This window comes from Chryseobacterium ginsengisoli (assembly GCF_039542325.1).
Classification (GTDB): Bacteria; Bacteroidota; Bacteroidia; order Flavobacteriales; family Weeksellaceae; genus Chryseobacterium; species Chryseobacterium ginsengisoli.
On sequence record NZ_BAABHX010000003.1, the window covers coordinates 320,945 to 336,271 of the forward strand.

A 15,327-nucleotide genomic window follows, 5' to 3' on the forward strand; every position below is an offset into this window, starting at 1 on the left:
ATTATTTTAAAGTAAAAAGAAAGGCTATTCCGGTGCCTTGAAAATGTTATCATCAGAATGGAATCCTGCAACACCGCCACTTACCGCAAATTTCATTGCAGAAGCAGCTGTCATACCTACAACAGGTTTGATGTTTTTTTCTTCCGTCACGATTACCCAACCGGAAATCGCATAAGAATGGGGAAGATATACGGCGACATAATTGTGTTTTTCAACGTCTGCCATTTCCTTTTGAGTTAAAAATCCGATTCTCCAGATTTCCGGATTTTCATTGGTCTTTACCCAAACAGGATCATTGAATTTTTTCTTGTCTCCAACAAATGAGGACATTACGTCTTTTGTCGGAGTGTAAATATGTTTTACACCCGGAGTTTTTTCCAGTAAACGATCCATGGAGTCGAAAAAGAATTTCCCAACCACAAATTTGTTTCCTAAAAATCCTAAAAGTGCTGTAATTAAGATAGTTGAAATAAAAACCAACCCCGGAATTTCTTTGGCAACCGAAGGAATGATATTGTCAATTGACGTCACAACATACCAAATAACGAAAATCGTCAATCCGATAGGACCGATGATGACTAATCCCTGAAAAAAGTTTTTCAGGAAAAAATTGGCAATATTTTCAGACGTCAGTTTTTTCAACGCAAATTATTTTTTATCCGTGAATAGTTTCACCTTTTCCGTAAGACTGAATGATTTTTGCTTCATATTCAAGCCATTCTTCCCAACGTTTGTTTACTTTTTCTTCATCTCCAAGCTGTCTCGCGAAACCGATGAAAGTTGTATAATGATTGGCTTCGGAGATCATTAATTCTCTGTAAAAAGTTTTAAGCTCTTCATCTTTAATGTTTTCAGTCAAAACTTTAAATCTTTCGCAGCTTCTTGCTTCGATCATAGCGGCGAAAAGCATTTTATCAACAATCAGATCATCTCTGTTGCCGCCTTTTTGGATGAAATTTACCAATTCGTTTACATAATCATCTTTTCTGGTACGCCCGAAAGTGTATCCTCTTTTTTTGATGATTTCATGAACCTGATTAAAATGATCCAGTTCTTCCTGCGCGATCGCAAGAAGTTCAGTCACGATTTCCGGATATTCAGGAAGCATCGTAATAAGCCCGATAGCGTTTGTAGCGGCTTTCTGCTCACACCATGCGTGATCTGTCAAAATTTCTTGAATGTTTTCTTCAGCAATATTTGCCCACCTTGGATCGGTAGGAAGTTTCAACTTAAACATGTTTTAAAATTTTGTGTAAAATTAAAATAATTTGCGATATGATTGAAGTTTTATTTTTGGATTAAGGTTTTAAACTTAAAGTTCCTGATTTCATTTAAATAAATAAAATTATTGGTATTTGTTTTGTTAATAATTAATTATCACTAAAATATTAATTATGAAAACAATTACAAATTTTAAAAGTAGAGTGAATGCTTTATTATTATTAATGTTCACTGTCTTTATGTCTGTTTTTACCTTTGCTCAGGACACAACCGGAGTTGTTACCAAAGAAAACAAAACAACGACTACAACCACAACAGAATGGTACACCGATCCGATGTATCTTATAGGTGGGGCAATTCTTTTAATAATTATTATTGCTTTAATTGCAAGAAGCGGAAGACGTAGAGATTAAATTTAAGAAGCTGTTTTTTTCCTTAAAAACTCTAAAGTTTTCCAACCAAGATCATCAATTTTTTTCAAGCCAGCTGAAATGATGAAAGCTAAAATGATATTAATAACATAAATTAAGATCATTAACCCCCACCAAGGCATATTTTCTTTCAATGAAACGACTAAAAAGTACACTAAAGAAGAACTAAGCCCTTGTGCGAAGTAGAAAAATATAGCATTTTTTCCGACGTATGTTACAAAATTTTCTTTTGTGATCTTCAATCTGTTGTAAAAAACGAATAAAGTAACCAAAGAAAATAATGACCAGATAATATAAGGTGTCTGTGGCGGAAATTTATTTTTATTGATTTTAAAGAATATTTCGCTTCCATAATACCAAAACATCCAGATTAACGCTGTAGCAACAATTCCATACAAAACAGGAATTATTTTTGTCGGGATTTTTTTGCCTCTCATTTTATTGGCAACTAAGAAAATTGCCATGTAAAACGCAACGTAACCAACCTGTCCTGAAGGATAAATTGCCGGGAAAAGATTAAATATCAAGGTTAAAGAAATACAAAGTCCGATAAACCAATTAATGTGTTTTGGAAAAAATCTTAAGATGAGAACTCCGAAAACCGTTAAAATATAATAGACTTTCAAATACCAGAAACTTCCCATCACTACGGGAAAAGTATCGGCATTGGTATATTGATGAAGATACCAATTGCCCAAATTTTCCCATTGTGGAATTGTTGAGATATTTGTTGTAGCGTATTTTGATCCGAATGTTGAATAAAAACTTTGTAGCCACTCCAAAGAAAAAAATGTTAAGCCGAAAACTTTAAAAAAGTAATCTAAAAAGAACAGAAAAGTAACAAAGATCATATAGATGATCTGTAATTTTAATAATCTGTAAAATGTTTTTTCAATATTTGAGCCTGAAGTAATTCCGCTTAAAGCATAAAATAAAGCAACATCAAAAACTAAAGAAAATACTCTTACTTCTGCCGGAATATAAAATTGTCCCGACCAAAAAGCAGTGTGGATAAATATAATGGAAAGCGTTGCCAATCCTTTTGCGAAATCAATATAAAGGTCTCTGTTCATTTTTTAGATATGATATTTCAAAAGTAAATAAACTTTTTCTAATATTCAGATAAAGAAAAAGAGGCAGGACAAATGCCCTACCTCTTGAGAATGATATGTCAAAAATGATGATTACTTTAAATCTTTAAATTCTTCGGCAGAAATTTCTCCATTCTGAATTTTTTTCAACTCATCCAAATATTGAGTCATATAAGCATCAAGCTCAGGATATTGAGTGTTTTTTGCCATTTTGTAGGTTCCGTTCAAAACTCCTTGATAATAATAGAAGAAATTATAATCGAAAGCTGAAGCCGAAAGATCATATTGACCCAATAAGAATCCTAAACGAACAGCGGATCTTCTCTGTGGCGGAGTTCCATGATGTCCGGAACTTGTTGTCTGATAATCTCCAATGCTTTGCGCAAACTCGTAAGCTGCTGCAATCTGTGCAAAACTTGTCTGATTGTATCCGTTTGGTCTTCTTAAATAATATCCGGCAAAACCATCTGCTTCCAGTTCGTTTGGTCTTGCAGTAGATTCACTCACAGAAGGCAACCCGAAAATGTATTGCAGTTGATGACCATATTCGTGAGCCAAGATCATTGCGTTGACGATATTTCCGCCCTTGTTCTTTGCATCTGCATAAATTGCATAACCGTAATAGATTTTCCCTGTTGAATAAGAAATCGCATTATACGTTGAATTAGGATTTGACGGATCATTTACAAATCTCAAAGTCGGAGCAGTTCTTCCCCACATACTTGCAATATTAGTCATTTGAGAATTCATAAAATTGGTGTCAGTGGAATTAGACAGTGTGGTTGTAAGAACTGCAGATGAACTCCAATATTGATCTACATAATAACATACTTTTTCAAGTTCGTTTGGCTGGTCAATCTTTAGATTGTCTGTCTGTTGTTCCTGCTGAACAGGAGTTTCCAGTGTGTCGTCGTTACATGCTGATAATGAAAGTACAGCAATTGCTCCCAATACAATTGGGAAATGGAATTTTATTTTCATATATATAAATATTTTGGTGTAAACGAAGTTATTAATTTAAACGAAATATATTATCACTTTATTGTGAAAAATTATTCAGAACATAGTTGAAAAAAATCTTTAAAAAAGATTGGGTTGAATTTGAGTTGATTAGAAAATAATTCATATATTTGCACCTCGAAATAACTAAAAATTTATAAACAATGTTTGCAATTGTAGAAATAGCAGGGCTTCAATACAAAGTTGAGCAAGACCAGAAGTTGTTTGTAAACCGTTTAAAAGGAGACAAAGGAGGAAAAGTATCTTTCGATAAAGTACTTCTTACTGTAAACGGTTCAATCACTGTAGGCGCCCCAGCTGTAAGCGGAATCACTGTAGAAGCAGAGATCCTAGACCACGTAAAAGCTGATAAAGTAATCGTTTTCAAAAAGAAAAGAAGAAAAGGTTACCAAGTAAAAAATGGTCACAGACAATCTTTAACTCAAATTCAGATTACTGGTATTACAGGATTTGAAGGAGCTAAAAAAGCAGAAAAACCTGCTAAAAAGACAACTAAAAAAGCTGACGCTGAAGCAGCAGAAAGCGCAGAATAATTTTAAACCAAAAAACCTTAAAATAAAATGGCACATAAGAAAGGAGTTGGTAGTTCCAAAAACGGTAGAGAATCTCACTCTAAAAGATTAGGTGTGAAGATTTTCGGAGGACAGGACGCTATTGCTGGAAACATTATTGTTAGACAAAGAGGTACTCAGCACCACCCAGGTGAAAACGTGGGGATCGGTAAAGATCACACTTTGTTTGCATTAGTAGACGGTAAAGTAGTTTTCAGAAAGAAAGCAAATAACAGATCTTTCGTATCTGTAGAAGTAAACGCATAATTTTAGCGTTTCATAAAATTAAACCTCAGCAATTTTGCTGAGGTTTTTTTTGTGTGTTTAAATTTTCATTTAAAAAGTTAAAGTTTTTATAATTATTCTATTTAATGTGAATTATTTATATATTTGGAAAAAATCAAATAACAAATAAATTGCGGAAGCCGAAAAGCAAAGAGAGTAGGCGGCAAATTAAAACAAAATCTATTATGAAAAACTTAAAAAAATTAACGAAAAAAGAGTTGAAAACAATTGGTGGTGGATCTGAAAGATGTCCTGTACCTGCTTCTTGGTGTACAGAGTGGTGTACTTGGACAGCTTGGCAAAAGCAATTTTGTCTTAATGCAGTTCTTGATGTAATGCCTTGTGACTGCTAAACATTTTCATTACTCATTATATCTCAGCCTCATTTTTATGGGGCTTTTTTCATGAAATGCTATTTGAAATATTATTCTTACATTTATCAGACATCAAATTAAAAATCAATTAACATGAAAAATTTAAAGAAAATTAACAGAAACGAATTGAAAAACGTAATGGGAGGAGCATTGCCTCCAAAAAATTGCCCTCCTTGCGAAATCTATTGTAGTCTTCCGGAAGGGGATAGACCTTCTTGTTTTGAAATCAATATTGTAGCACATTGCAACAGCTGCAAAGATTATCCAGAAGCATCTTAATTTTTGAAAGCCAAAAAAAATCTCCTTCGATTTGAAGGAGATTTATATTTTAAAATCCAACCTGGAATCCGGCTTTTACTCCGAAGGTTGAAATATCAGGTCGATCCAGATAATTTCCTCGCCAGTTGAAATCTACCCTGAAAATTCTAAGGTTTCCAAAACCAATGTTTTCAATTCCGAAACCGTATTCATAGTAAATATGTTCACTTGGTGCAGAATATTTAAGACCTTCTACATTAATTGCTTTAGAAGCATCACTTAAAGTTCCGTAAGCTCCTCTTATAAATGCAATTTCTCTTAATTTTAATTTCTTAATCAAAGGAATGTAAGAAAGGATTTTTCCGTTAAAATGATGCTCCAAATGAAGTGTTGTGTAAGTATCTGCAACAAATTCATAATAATTAAGCTGTGCAAAAGTATTCTGTGCTAAACTGTAAGACTGGTTTCCAGGAATCACATTCTGTAAAGCTAGTGGAACCGTATCAAAGTTTTTTCCTGCTTCAAAATTAATTAAAGTTTTTCCCCAACTGCCAATCAAAACGGGTTTGTAGAACATGAATTGTAACTTGTTATAATTAAAATCCGAACCGAATAATCCTTCAACTCCTCTTGTATATTTTAATACGATTGTAGGAGCTAATGTTCCGTGTTCGTATCTGTCGATTCCTGTTTGAGAGAATTTTGCACCCGGTCTTGCGATTAAGCTTAATGTAAAGTGAGAATCATTTGTTGTTTTTCTCAAGTCACCATTTTTGTAGTACATTAAATTGAATCCTTCAGGATTAGCAGATTTTATACTTTGCATTGTTCCGTCCAATCTTATCTGGAAGTTTTTCCATGGCTCGATTGATGTGAAAACGTTGGTTTGGTTTACTGAACTTAAAGACGCGTTTTCACCTCTCGCAAAAAGCGTCGATGAAGCAAATGTTCTTGCCATAATTCCGTCATCATTCGTTAATTGAACTCCCAATTGCAAAATGTCTCTTCTCGTTCCTGCTCCAACCGTAAAACGGTTAACTCTGTTAAACATAAATCTTCCTTCTGCACCATATTTTACCTGCTGATCTTTGAAACCATATGCAGTGTAAAACTGGACTCTCCAAGGATCATTTCTTGTGAAATATGTTCTCGCTCCCAATCGAATTCTGTCTCCTTCGATTTCATTTTTACCGTAAATTGAAAAAATAGGACCTAAATCAATACCTAATTTCTTAACGTTATAATATCCTGAACCCAAAGTTTCATACAATTTTACAATTCTATTGAATTTTGGTGTTTGTTGAAGCTTATCAAGCATATCATAAATTCCCTGTTCGCTCTTTGATAATGAATCGGGTCTGGCTTTTAACCAATAGGCATCGTCTTTATCGACAAATTTATCGCTGTATTCCTCTTCTGTTCTCTTGAAAATTTTATCCTCAAGAGGTTTATTAAATTGATATTCCGAATAATCTACAGATCTTTTAGCAATAATGCTTTTTGAAGTTTTCTTTTTCGAAAAGGGTGTCATTTCAATTTCCGTGACGAATTTTCTTGGTAAGAAAGTATTTTCATCAGGATTGTCATATTCCAGTTCTGTTGAAATTCCATTAATGAAATTAATATTGATCTTTTGTGTAGATTTTAAAGTTGCTCCTAAAACCGCATAACTGTCGGTGTCAATATAAAGATACCCCTGAAATGCTAAAACCTCGGTTCTTTTTGGCTGGTAACGTATTTTAAAGGCATTTTCTCCACGCATGGAAATCGTATCCACTAAGTTGTAATCGTATGTACTGAACCCTGTTTCTCCAACCGGGCTCGGAAATCCGATATCGAAATAATTTAGTGTATTATCATAAATATTAATATCACGGTAAAGGTTTTTTGCCGTTAATGTAATGATCTGATTATCCTGAAAACCTGAAGTCTTTTGAGCAACTAAAAGTCTTTTTGATCTTTTTGAAGGTTTATTTTCACCATAATTTTCATAAACCGCTTCGTTTAAGAAAACTGGAAGCCCGATTTTTCCACTAGCAGTAGAATCTTTATAATCAAAAATAAATTCAAGTTTATTAAAGATTTTTTTCTTCATGAATGCGCTGTCCAGATTATTCGCATCAAACTGAATTTTTTCGTATTCTTTGTAAGTATAAGTATCGAATTTATCTAAACCGTTGTTTCTTTTTCTTTCCCAAACTTTCTGCATGATTGCATAGGCGGGATTTTCTTTTTTGTTTTTGTACTTCGGTTTTTCGTTGTGAATGACAACTTCCTGAATATTACTTACTTTGTCCTGAGAAAGCCTTACGAAAATATTTGTGGCATTTTCCGGAGTGACATCCACACTTTCTAAAGAATAATTTTTGCGTAAAAATTTTAATTTATAAATAATACTGTCGGACTGAACCATAAAGTTTCCCGAAGTCGTCGTTAAAACAGGTTTATCACTTTCATTGATAAATATATCTACACCACTGATTTCTTTATTTGTTTTTGCATCTACGATCTTTCCGTTGGCTGTATTTTGTGCGTAGACAGACTCTATGAAAAAAAGCAGAAAAAAAAGAGGGTAGTATTTAGAATTATTAATTAACATTTGTTGTTTCTTCAAGCTATTGCATAAACAAAAAGTATGCAGTTTTATTATAAAATATAAATAATATTTAAATTTTTAAGAATTTAAATACAAAACTGCAAATTTAATAAAATAACACCATCGTTTTGATAGTGTTATAGTTATTGTTTTGTTAAAATATAAGGGTCTTTGGATAAATTGTTGATGGGAAATTAGTCCTTAATATTAAAGAAGAAAATTAATGAGAACTTCCCAAGGCTTTTCGTTGTTTATTTACATTTTCCAATGATTGTATCTGGGTGATAAAAATTTCCATATTTATCATTATAATATCTTAATTCTCCAACTAATTTTGTCGTATCATTTTTACATTTGCTAAGCATAAATACTGCTATTTGTGCATCAGTATAAAATTCTAGTTCCTCTCCAGAAGATCTTCTTCATGATCTATAAAATATTCAGTTCGCCATGTATATTCATAGAAGTAAGTATCTGCTTTAGGAGAGTTTTTTAATAAAAAATTTCTTATCATTTTTTTTGCTGAGAGACTATCTAATGGAAGATTCTTTAACAAAAACATATTTGGTATTGCTTTAGACTGAACAAATTCTGTTTTTTCTTTTCTTGTAGAAAAGAAAACAAGCAAAATGAATATTCCTATTATTTTTTTCATAAGATTAAAATTTGGGTCCACTCATTATTTCTCTCATTCTCTCTGCTTTTTCTCTGTCTTCTTTTCTGTCACGGCAAATATTATTTACATTTATAAATAATTGTATCTATTTCTTTTTGTCCATCATTTGATCCTTTTAAACCATAAAAATGAAAACGACCAACTTTTTTAAGTGTATCATTTTTACATTTAGAAATTATAAATGCGGCTAATTCATCTTCTGGATAGTAATCTAAATATTCTCTAAAATAACCTCCTGGTCTTTCTTCTTCTATGAAGTCTTCTGTATTTGATGTATAATTATAGAAATCCAAATGTCCTATTTTTTCTGGCGAATATTCTTGAGGATTTTTTATTAAAAAAAGATTTCCTACTGCTTTTGACTATATAAATTCTGTTTTTTCTTTTTCACAAGAAAAGAAAATAAGTAAAAGGAATATTCCTATTATTTTTTTCATAAAATTAAAATTTAGGTCCACTCATTATTTCTCGTATTCTTTCTGCTTTTTCTCTATCCTCTTTCTGTTCAGTTTCAATTCTTTGCTTTCTTTCAGGATTTTCGATTGCTTTATTTTTATTAAGATTACCTTTAAATTCCTGTGTAAATGTCATTTTAGTTAAAAAGGGTTTAAATCCTTTGATGTGTTGTAATACAAACCAGCATATTAAAGACTTCTTCAACACTTGGAAAATTAAGAATAGTCTAAACCGAAATGATAATTTTGTTAATTGCATTTATAAATTAAAGTATCGATTTCACCCAAATCATTTTTAATTCCAGCATTTCCGTAAAAATGAAGTCTGCCAACAAATTTTGTTGTATCATTTCTACATTTTAGTACCGTAAAAATAGCTAAGTTATCATCTTCATTTTTAGATAAAATTTTAGCTCCAAAACCATCGTAGTTTGCGTTATTTAAAAAATAACTTGTCCCCGAAGTGTATTTATAAAAAGATAATCCGTTATCTTCTTTTTTTAATTTTTTTTTCTTATGTTTAATAAAATTGATTATTTCCTTTTTTAAAATTAAATCATTCTCTAATGGATTTTTAATTAAAACTAAAGTAGAATCTATTTTGGACTGTATAAATTCTGTTTTTTCTTTTTCACAAGAAAAGAAAATAAGTAAAAGGAATATTCCTATTATTTTTTTCATAAGAATATTTTATTTACACTTATAAATTAAAGTATCTATTTCTTTTTGCCCATCATCAGATCCTTTTAAGCCGTAATAAAATAATTCTCCTACTAACTTTGTAGAATCTTTTTCACATTTTGAAATAATAAAAGCACCTAAAAGATCATCATTATGAGTAGATAATACTTTAGCACCGAATCCATCATACTCTTCATTTTCTATAAAATAACCCATATCCAAAGTATATTTATAAAATTCTATGTTATTATAATTATTATTCTGTTTATAATTGTATAAGTAAGAATTCTTTATTAAAAAAAGTTTAATATCTCTTTTTAATAAAGAATCTTCTTCTGGAAAATTTTTTATTAAAAAAAGAGACGGAATAGCTTTTGACTGTATAAATTCTGTTTTTCCTTTTTCACAAGAAAAGAAAATAAGCAAAAGGAATATTCCTATTATTTTTTTCATAAGAATATTTTATTTACACTTATAAATTAAAGTATCTATTTCTTTTTGCCCATCATCAGATCCTTTTAAGCCATAAAAATAAAGTCTTCCTAAAAGCTTTGTAGAATCTATTTCACATTGTTCTATCGTAAAAGTTGCAAATTGATCCTCACGATAATGATCTAAATATTCCCGAAAATAACCTCCTGGTCTCTCATTTTCTATAAAATCCTTAGTATTTGATGAATATTTATAAAACATTTTATATTCATTCTTATTTTTTGAATGATTTTTTATTAAAAAAAGAGAAATTTCTTTCTTCAATAAAAAATCATTTTCAGGAGGATTCTTTATTAAAAAGAGACTTTTAGTTACTTTTGATTGTACAAATTCTATCTTTTTCTTTTTATCTGTACAAGAAAAAAAAAGCAATAAAATAACTATTAATATAACTTGCTTCATAATATCAAAATTTAGGTCCACTCATTATCTCTCTCATTATTTTTGCTTTTTCTCGGTCTTCTTTTCTGTCAAGGCAAATATTATTTACATTTATAAATAATTGTATCTATTTCTTTTTGTCCATCATTAGATCCTTTTAAACCATAAAAATGAAAACGACCAACTTTTTTAAGTGTATCATTTTTACATTTAGAAATTATAAATGCGGCTAATTCATCTTCTGGATAGTAATCTAAATATTCTCTAAAATAACCTCCTGGTCTTTCTTCTTCTATGAAGTCTTTTGTATTTGATGTATAATTATAGAAATCCAAATGTCCTATTTTTTCTGGCGAATATTCTTGAGGATTTTTTATTAAAAAATCTTTTATAATATTTTTTAATAATGAATCACTTTTTGGGGGATTTTTTATTAAAAAAAGATTTCCTACTGCTTTTGACTGTATAAATTCTGTTTTTTCTTTTTCACAAGAAAAGAAAATAAGTAAAAGGAATATTCCTATTATTTTTTTCATAAAATTAAAATTTAGGTCCACTCATTATTTCTCGTATTCTTTCCGCTTTTTCTCTATCCTCTTTCTGTTCAGTTTCAATTCTTTGCTTTCTTTCAGGATTTTCGATTGCTTTATTTTTATTAAGATTACCTTTAAACTCCTGTGTAAATGTCATTTTAGTTAAAAAGGGTTTAAATCCTTTGATGTGCTGAAGAATAAACCAAGCTCTAAAACCATTTTCAAAATAATAAGGTTTTGTAAGTTTTGGATCTTGTACATCTGGAATATCTAATCCGAAATGATCCCATAAAAACACTTCATATTTAGCTAAATAATCATCTCCTGTGAATTTAACTTCCTTTAAATAAATTTCTGTTGACCAAATATCATTTAGAGCTAATGTTTTTCCTGAAAATAAGTTCCCTGCTAAGTTTTTTTTATCCCAATAAGTGTAAGATGGATTTTTAAATTCCTTTCCTACATCTTTTCTATCCCCCTTTAGATTATTAAAATATATTCTTTCTTTACCAACAAGTTTCTCAAAATACGGTTCAGTATCTTCAACTTCTTCTAGTTTTGCAAATTTTGTGTTTAGTTGCCCAGCAATATAGTCTTCTACTTTTTGTAAATATTCGTCAGTATTTACACTTTCTTTTATAGCTTTGGTAAGAGTGGGACTTTCATAGATACCTCCCTCATTTCTCTGGAACTTGTCTATCATTTCATCTAAAACAGGAGATAATTCACCCCAAGCTAATATTGCTTTAAGAGTTCTTAAATTAAACCAAAGTCTAAAATCAGTTTCCATAGAAAATTTCATCATGTTCCCCAGATTTTCTATCTCTTCCTTAGAATAGATTGCTTTTACATTTTTGTTTCTTACCCGAATCTGTAAATTAATCTTGTCTATAGGATCTATCGGGTCTTTGGCTATTGTAGCATTATCTATAGGAATTTTGTATATCTCTTTTATAGGATCTTTCGGCGTTTCGGGCTCTTTTTCCATAAGTGGCTCATACAAAATATCATCTGCAGCATCTGCAAATAAGGCATGCTTAGTCATATCAAAACCAAAGGTTTTATATTCTTCTTTATATTTTGATACCCTGTCTGCGGAATATATCAGCTTTTTATGAGGATGTCCTGTTCCATAGGTCATGTCATCTGCAATATCCGATCCGTCAGGTTTCAATCCCGGCATTTTATAACGGTCTATTACCAAAGTTCCCAATTGCAGATAATCGTGAAAATTATAAGGAAGTTCCACATGCTCGGTTCCTCCTTTGTTTACATAAGAACACCGGAAGTACAGTTCAAAAATTTTGTCCTGATCTAGTTTACTCGTCCATTGCTCCAGATTATCGGTAGTGGAAAATTCAATAATTACTTTATTCTCACTATTTACTTTTTCGTAAGTGTATGGTTTGTGACTGCCGTCTTTATGCTCCAAACCAATAGGGTCATCTGCTTTTACGACATCGTTTCCAAATGACCGCATATCACTGTCAAACATCTCAAAGTAAACAATATCCCCCGGTTTAGCATAGGTTTTATCCATCTCTATGTGAAATCGCAGAAACTGACCATAAACTGCTCTTTTTATAGGCTGATTTTTATGATTAGTCCACCATCCTTTCACAAAATATTTCCCTGCTTTGGGCTCTTTTTCAGGCTTTCCATGGTTGGTGGTTTTTGCTTTAAAAGCATTATTATCACCTGCGGTCATAGATAATTTTCGGTAAAATCCTTTAAAATCACCTTCGACGTCTGTTGTAGATTTTTGAAGAACTACTCTTGTAATTTTTCCGCCTGCCATACTTACTTAATGAGATTTAGAGTTTTGTCCACTATTGTTATTAAATTCTCCTTGTGTGTGCCAGTTATTATTTCCCTGCACCGAAACTTCCTTATTCTCTGCGCTCTCATTCATTTCTTTCGCTTTGGAGTTTCTTTCTCCCTGTGCCACTTCCATAATATTAGCAGCCATTAAAGAATAATCAGCAATAGCATTCTGCATCATCATGGCTCCTGCAAAACTACTGTGATTCAAACCTGCAGTCTCGGAAATATTTGCTCCTGCCGAGGCTGTAATGTTCATGCCCGCAGTTATTGTTACATTCTTCCCCGCCGTAAAATTCATATCATTGGGCGCATTGACATTAATATTCCCCTGTCCATCCATAAGATACGTATTCCCACTCGGATCCTCAATAAAAACAGAACCCTCCGCATCATTCAGAATAATCTTCGTTCCTGATCTCGTATGAATCACCTTCTTATCATTTCCACTTGTGTGATAAGAACTCGTCTCACTTCCGTTGTAATGCGTTCCCATCACAAAAGGCTTTTCTGCATTTCCGCTTTCATGTCCCACTAAAACCTCTTCACCAATTTCAGGGATAAAATGAAACCCTTTTCCGGCTCCCGAATGAGGCTGTATCAGTCTGATCCACGGCGTTGTCTGATTCTTGTCCTCCTGCCACGGAAACTGAACCTTTATTCTTCCGCCTCCTGTCGGATCATTATTATCCATAACTCTTGCAGGCTGTTCTTCGCCTTTCGGGACAGCTTCAGTGTCAATATACGGCGCTGCATTGAACAGATCCGGAACTCCCACAAACTCGTTGTAATAGTCACCCGGCTCGTAAACATGCCTGATTTCTATAATTCTATAGGTTTCCATCGCCTTGCCGTTGATATCGGAAAGCTCTGCTCTTCCGCCTATTTTCAGTTCAGGAGTTTTGCTTCTGCCTTTTACCTGCATCAGATTCTCGCGTTTTTCTTTCTCCAAACGAACGGCTTCTGCCAATTGACCTTCTGATCGGTCTTGGATTCCCGTATGGTTGAAGTGCATTTTGGGCTTCTTTCTGAAAATATTTTTGGAAGCATTTACCGCAATACTCTGAAACGGATTTTCCTTGAACTCGGATTTTTCGCTTCCGCTGTCTCTTTCTATTTTCGAACCGCTTTGTGTATCGTAACCTGTGAATACAAATTCCTGAGCCTGCATCCACATTTCAAATTCCACATCGATAAGATCTATATTTTCTCCTAATTTCAAAATAGGCTGTACCGCATTTCCGAAAATGAGCTTTTCTCCGTTGTAATAGAAAAACTCTCCGTGACGAATGGCGAGTCTCTTTAGAAATTCATAATCGGATTCTTTGTATTGAACCGTATAAGGTAGAGGATTTTTATTGTAGGCATTCAGATAGTTAGATGATATTTCTACTTTGGCTTCCTGCGGATAATCTTCGGTAACCTGTTTTACAATCTGCTCCAGTGTTTTTTCTTCAAAACTCTGACAGTCTTTACCATTTTCCAGTAAAATACTGGGAGCGTATCCTGTAATGTGCAAATCTCCGTAACCTCCGCCTTCATCTTTTCTGTTTCTGATTTTCCCTATGATTCCTTTGAAATAGTGCTGAGTTTTACCAAAACGCCAATAAGTGATCTCGATCTCTTTCCCTAAAAGATTTTTGGAGTTTTCCATGACGTATCCTTCAAAACTGTCCAGAGAATCATCAGGAACGGTAATGCTGAAACTGTCATGATTGAGAGTTTTCTGATGAAGTTCTACCGTGTAGCTGTTTTTTGCCAGAAATTTTTTCCCGTCCAGGGTTAGCAGGCAATATACCAAAGGATTGGTTTTGTCATGAAGCCAATCTTCAAATCCGCGTGAAGTTCCGAATATAGAAGAGTCAAAGTGTACGTTTTCCATTTTTTTGTGATGTTATGAATGAGGATTTACGATTGATGAGGTGAAAACAAGCAGTAATGTATTTTTTAGAATAAACTGTTATTATCAATAATTAATTATTCATTAATAGTACCAGTTATTCCAACCACTGTTTTTCGTGAGTTGCCCCATTGATATTGAATTTCTTGGCGATCAGACGCATTTCTATCTGCAGAGGCTGACTGTCGAGCCCATTGAAACATTCGGAAAACTCGATACAATACGCTTTCTCGAAAATCAATTCCTGAAGCTTGCTCATCGCATCTCTTCTGTAGAAGATGATCTTTCCGTTCTTTACCTGATTGTGATCCAGCATCCATCCTAAAAGTTCAGGGTTTCCTGTACTTTCAATTTTAATGATGATATCTCCGCCTTTAGGCATTCCTTTTGGTTTTCCGGTTCCGTCAACAGGTTGAATGAAATTATATTTACACTCCAAAATATTGTAGGTATTGCCGTCTAATTCTAGTTTTGATAAAAAGGACATATTTTTTATTTGTTAATTGATGGTTATCGGTTGATCGGTATAAACTGAATGTTGTTTTTAATCTGTGCATTTTG

At 32.5% G+C, this 15,327-nt stretch carries 19 protein-coding genes and 1 pseudogene; 5 read left to right on the top strand and 15 right to left on the bottom strand.

The window, feature by feature from the left end:
• Window positions 1–24: 24 nt before the first annotated feature.
• Together ABD940_RS10620 and ABD940_RS10625 are read right to left on the bottom strand one after the other, a co-directional pair.
• Complete coding sequence (locus ABD940_RS10620) at window positions 25–642, bottom strand: DUF502 domain-containing protein (RefSeq protein ID WP_345203405.1); 618 nt, start codon at window positions 640–642, stop codon at window positions 25–27.
• Window positions 643–655: 13 nt separating this feature from the next.
• Window positions 656–1,237 carry a MiaE family protein gene (locus ABD940_RS10625; protein ID WP_345203408.1) on the bottom strand — a complete coding sequence of 194 codons (582 nt, stop codon included), beginning with the start codon at window positions 1,235–1,237 and terminating at the stop codon, window positions 656–658.
• A 157-nt stretch (window positions 1,238–1,394) separates the two neighbouring features.
• Here ABD940_RS10625 and ABD940_RS10630 point away from each other — a divergent pair, with 157 nt between their 5' ends.
• Window positions 1,395–1,634: a hypothetical protein gene (locus ABD940_RS10630; RefSeq protein ID WP_345203410.1), complete on the top strand. Its 240-nt coding sequence runs from the start codon at window positions 1,395–1,397 to the stop codon at window positions 1,632–1,634.
• Between the two features lie 2 nt (window positions 1,635–1,636).
• Here the strand turns inward: ABD940_RS10630 and ABD940_RS10635 are convergent, their stop codons facing one another.
• Both ABD940_RS10635 and ABD940_RS10640 read right to left on the bottom strand, forming a co-directional pair.
• A complete protein-coding gene (locus tag ABD940_RS10635; protein ID WP_345203413.1) occupies window positions 1,637–2,725 on the bottom strand; it encodes an acyltransferase family protein in 1,089 nt (362 codons plus the stop codon).
• 111 nt (window positions 2,726–2,836) lie between these two features.
• On the bottom strand, window positions 2,837–3,724 hold the full coding sequence (locus tag ABD940_RS10640; RefSeq protein ID WP_345203415.1) for a neutral zinc metallopeptidase: 888 nt from the start codon (window positions 3,722–3,724) through the stop codon (window positions 2,837–2,839).
• Between the two features lie 182 nt (window positions 3,725–3,906).
• On the opposite strand from ABD940_RS10640, the pseudogene rplU reads away from it, so the two are divergent.
• The 4 genes and pseudogenes from rplU to ABD940_RS10660 all read left to right on the top strand — a co-directional run.
• A pseudogene (rplU, locus tag ABD940_RS10645) lies at window positions 3,907–4,269 on the top strand (50S ribosomal protein L21); the annotation flags it as partial.
• 54 nt (window positions 4,270–4,323) lie between these two features.
• The gene (gene rpmA, locus ABD940_RS10650) at window positions 4,324–4,581 is read left to right on the top strand and encodes a 50S ribosomal protein L27 (protein WP_345203421.1); all 258 of its coding nucleotides are present in this window, start codon (window positions 4,324–4,326) and stop codon (window positions 4,579–4,581) included.
• 203 nt (window positions 4,582–4,784) lie between these two features.
• Window positions 4,785–4,952 (top strand): bacteriocin-like protein, encoded by a 168-nt coding sequence (locus tag ABD940_RS10655; RefSeq protein ID WP_345203424.1) that lies wholly within the window; start codon window positions 4,785–4,787, stop codon window positions 4,950–4,952.
• A gap of 114 nt (window positions 4,953–5,066) precedes the next feature.
• On the top strand, window positions 5,067–5,252 hold the full coding sequence (locus tag ABD940_RS10660) for a bacteriocin-like protein (RefSeq protein WP_345203426.1): 186 nt from the start codon (window positions 5,067–5,069) through the stop codon (window positions 5,250–5,252).
• Between the two features lie 49 nt (window positions 5,253–5,301).
• Here ABD940_RS10660 and ABD940_RS10665 read toward each other — a convergent pair whose 3' ends face one another.
• The 11 genes from ABD940_RS10665 to tssD all read right to left on the bottom strand — a co-directional run bounded on the left by ABD940_RS10665 (window position 5,302) and on the right by tssD (window position 15,253).
• Window positions 5,302–7,830 carry a DUF5686 family protein gene (locus ABD940_RS10665; protein WP_345203429.1) on the bottom strand — a complete coding sequence of 843 codons (2,529 nt, stop codon included), beginning with the start codon at window positions 7,828–7,830 and terminating at the stop codon, window positions 5,302–5,304.
• Between the two features lie 394 nt (window positions 7,831–8,224).
• Window positions 8,225–8,482 carry a hypothetical protein gene (locus tag ABD940_RS10670; protein WP_345203432.1) on the bottom strand — a complete coding sequence of 86 codons (258 nt, stop codon included), beginning with the start codon at window positions 8,480–8,482 and terminating at the stop codon, window positions 8,225–8,227.
• 80 nt (window positions 8,483–8,562) lie between these two features.
• Window positions 8,563–8,796 carry a hypothetical protein gene (locus ABD940_RS10675; protein WP_345203434.1) on the bottom strand — a complete coding sequence of 78 codons (234 nt, stop codon included), beginning with the start codon at window positions 8,794–8,796 and terminating at the stop codon, window positions 8,563–8,565.
• A 148-nt stretch (window positions 8,797–8,944) separates the two neighbouring features.
• A complete protein-coding gene (locus ABD940_RS10680; RefSeq protein ID WP_345203436.1) occupies window positions 8,945–9,094 on the bottom strand; it encodes a hypothetical protein in 150 nt (49 codons plus the stop codon).
• Window positions 9,095–9,207: 113 nt separating this feature from the next.
• Complete coding sequence (locus ABD940_RS10685) at window positions 9,208–9,639, bottom strand: hypothetical protein (protein ID WP_345203438.1); 432 nt, start codon at window positions 9,637–9,639, stop codon at window positions 9,208–9,210.
• Window positions 9,640–9,648: 9 nt separating this feature from the next.
• Window positions 9,649–10,092, bottom strand: a complete 444-nt coding sequence (locus ABD940_RS10690) for a hypothetical protein (RefSeq protein ID WP_345203440.1) — start codon at window positions 10,090–10,092, stop codon at window positions 9,649–9,651.
• Between the two features lie 9 nt (window positions 10,093–10,101).
• Window positions 10,102–10,533, bottom strand: a complete 432-nt coding sequence (locus ABD940_RS10695; protein ID WP_345203442.1) for a hypothetical protein — start codon at window positions 10,531–10,533, stop codon at window positions 10,102–10,104.
• A gap of 80 nt (window positions 10,534–10,613) precedes the next feature.
• The gene (locus tag ABD940_RS10700; protein WP_345203444.1) at window positions 10,614–11,048 is read right to left on the bottom strand and encodes a hypothetical protein; all 435 of its coding nucleotides are present in this window, start codon (window positions 11,046–11,048) and stop codon (window positions 10,614–10,616) included.
• A 4-nt stretch (window positions 11,049–11,052) separates the two neighbouring features.
• Entirely contained in the window at window positions 11,053–12,843 is a 1,791-nt protein-coding gene (locus tag ABD940_RS10705; protein WP_345203446.1) for a DUF3289 family protein, read from the bottom strand.
• Window positions 12,844–12,849: 6 nt separating this feature from the next.
• Window positions 12,850–14,748 carry a type VI secretion system Vgr family protein gene (locus tag ABD940_RS10710; RefSeq protein ID WP_345203449.1) on the bottom strand — a complete coding sequence of 633 codons (1,899 nt, stop codon included), beginning with the start codon at window positions 14,746–14,748 and terminating at the stop codon, window positions 12,850–12,852.
• A gap of 115 nt (window positions 14,749–14,863) precedes the next feature.
• Window positions 14,864–15,253: a type VI secretion system tube protein TssD gene (gene tssD, locus ABD940_RS10715; RefSeq protein WP_345203451.1), complete on the bottom strand. Its 390-nt coding sequence runs from the start codon at window positions 15,251–15,253 to the stop codon at window positions 14,864–14,866.
• Window positions 15,254–15,327: the final 74 nt, after the last annotated feature.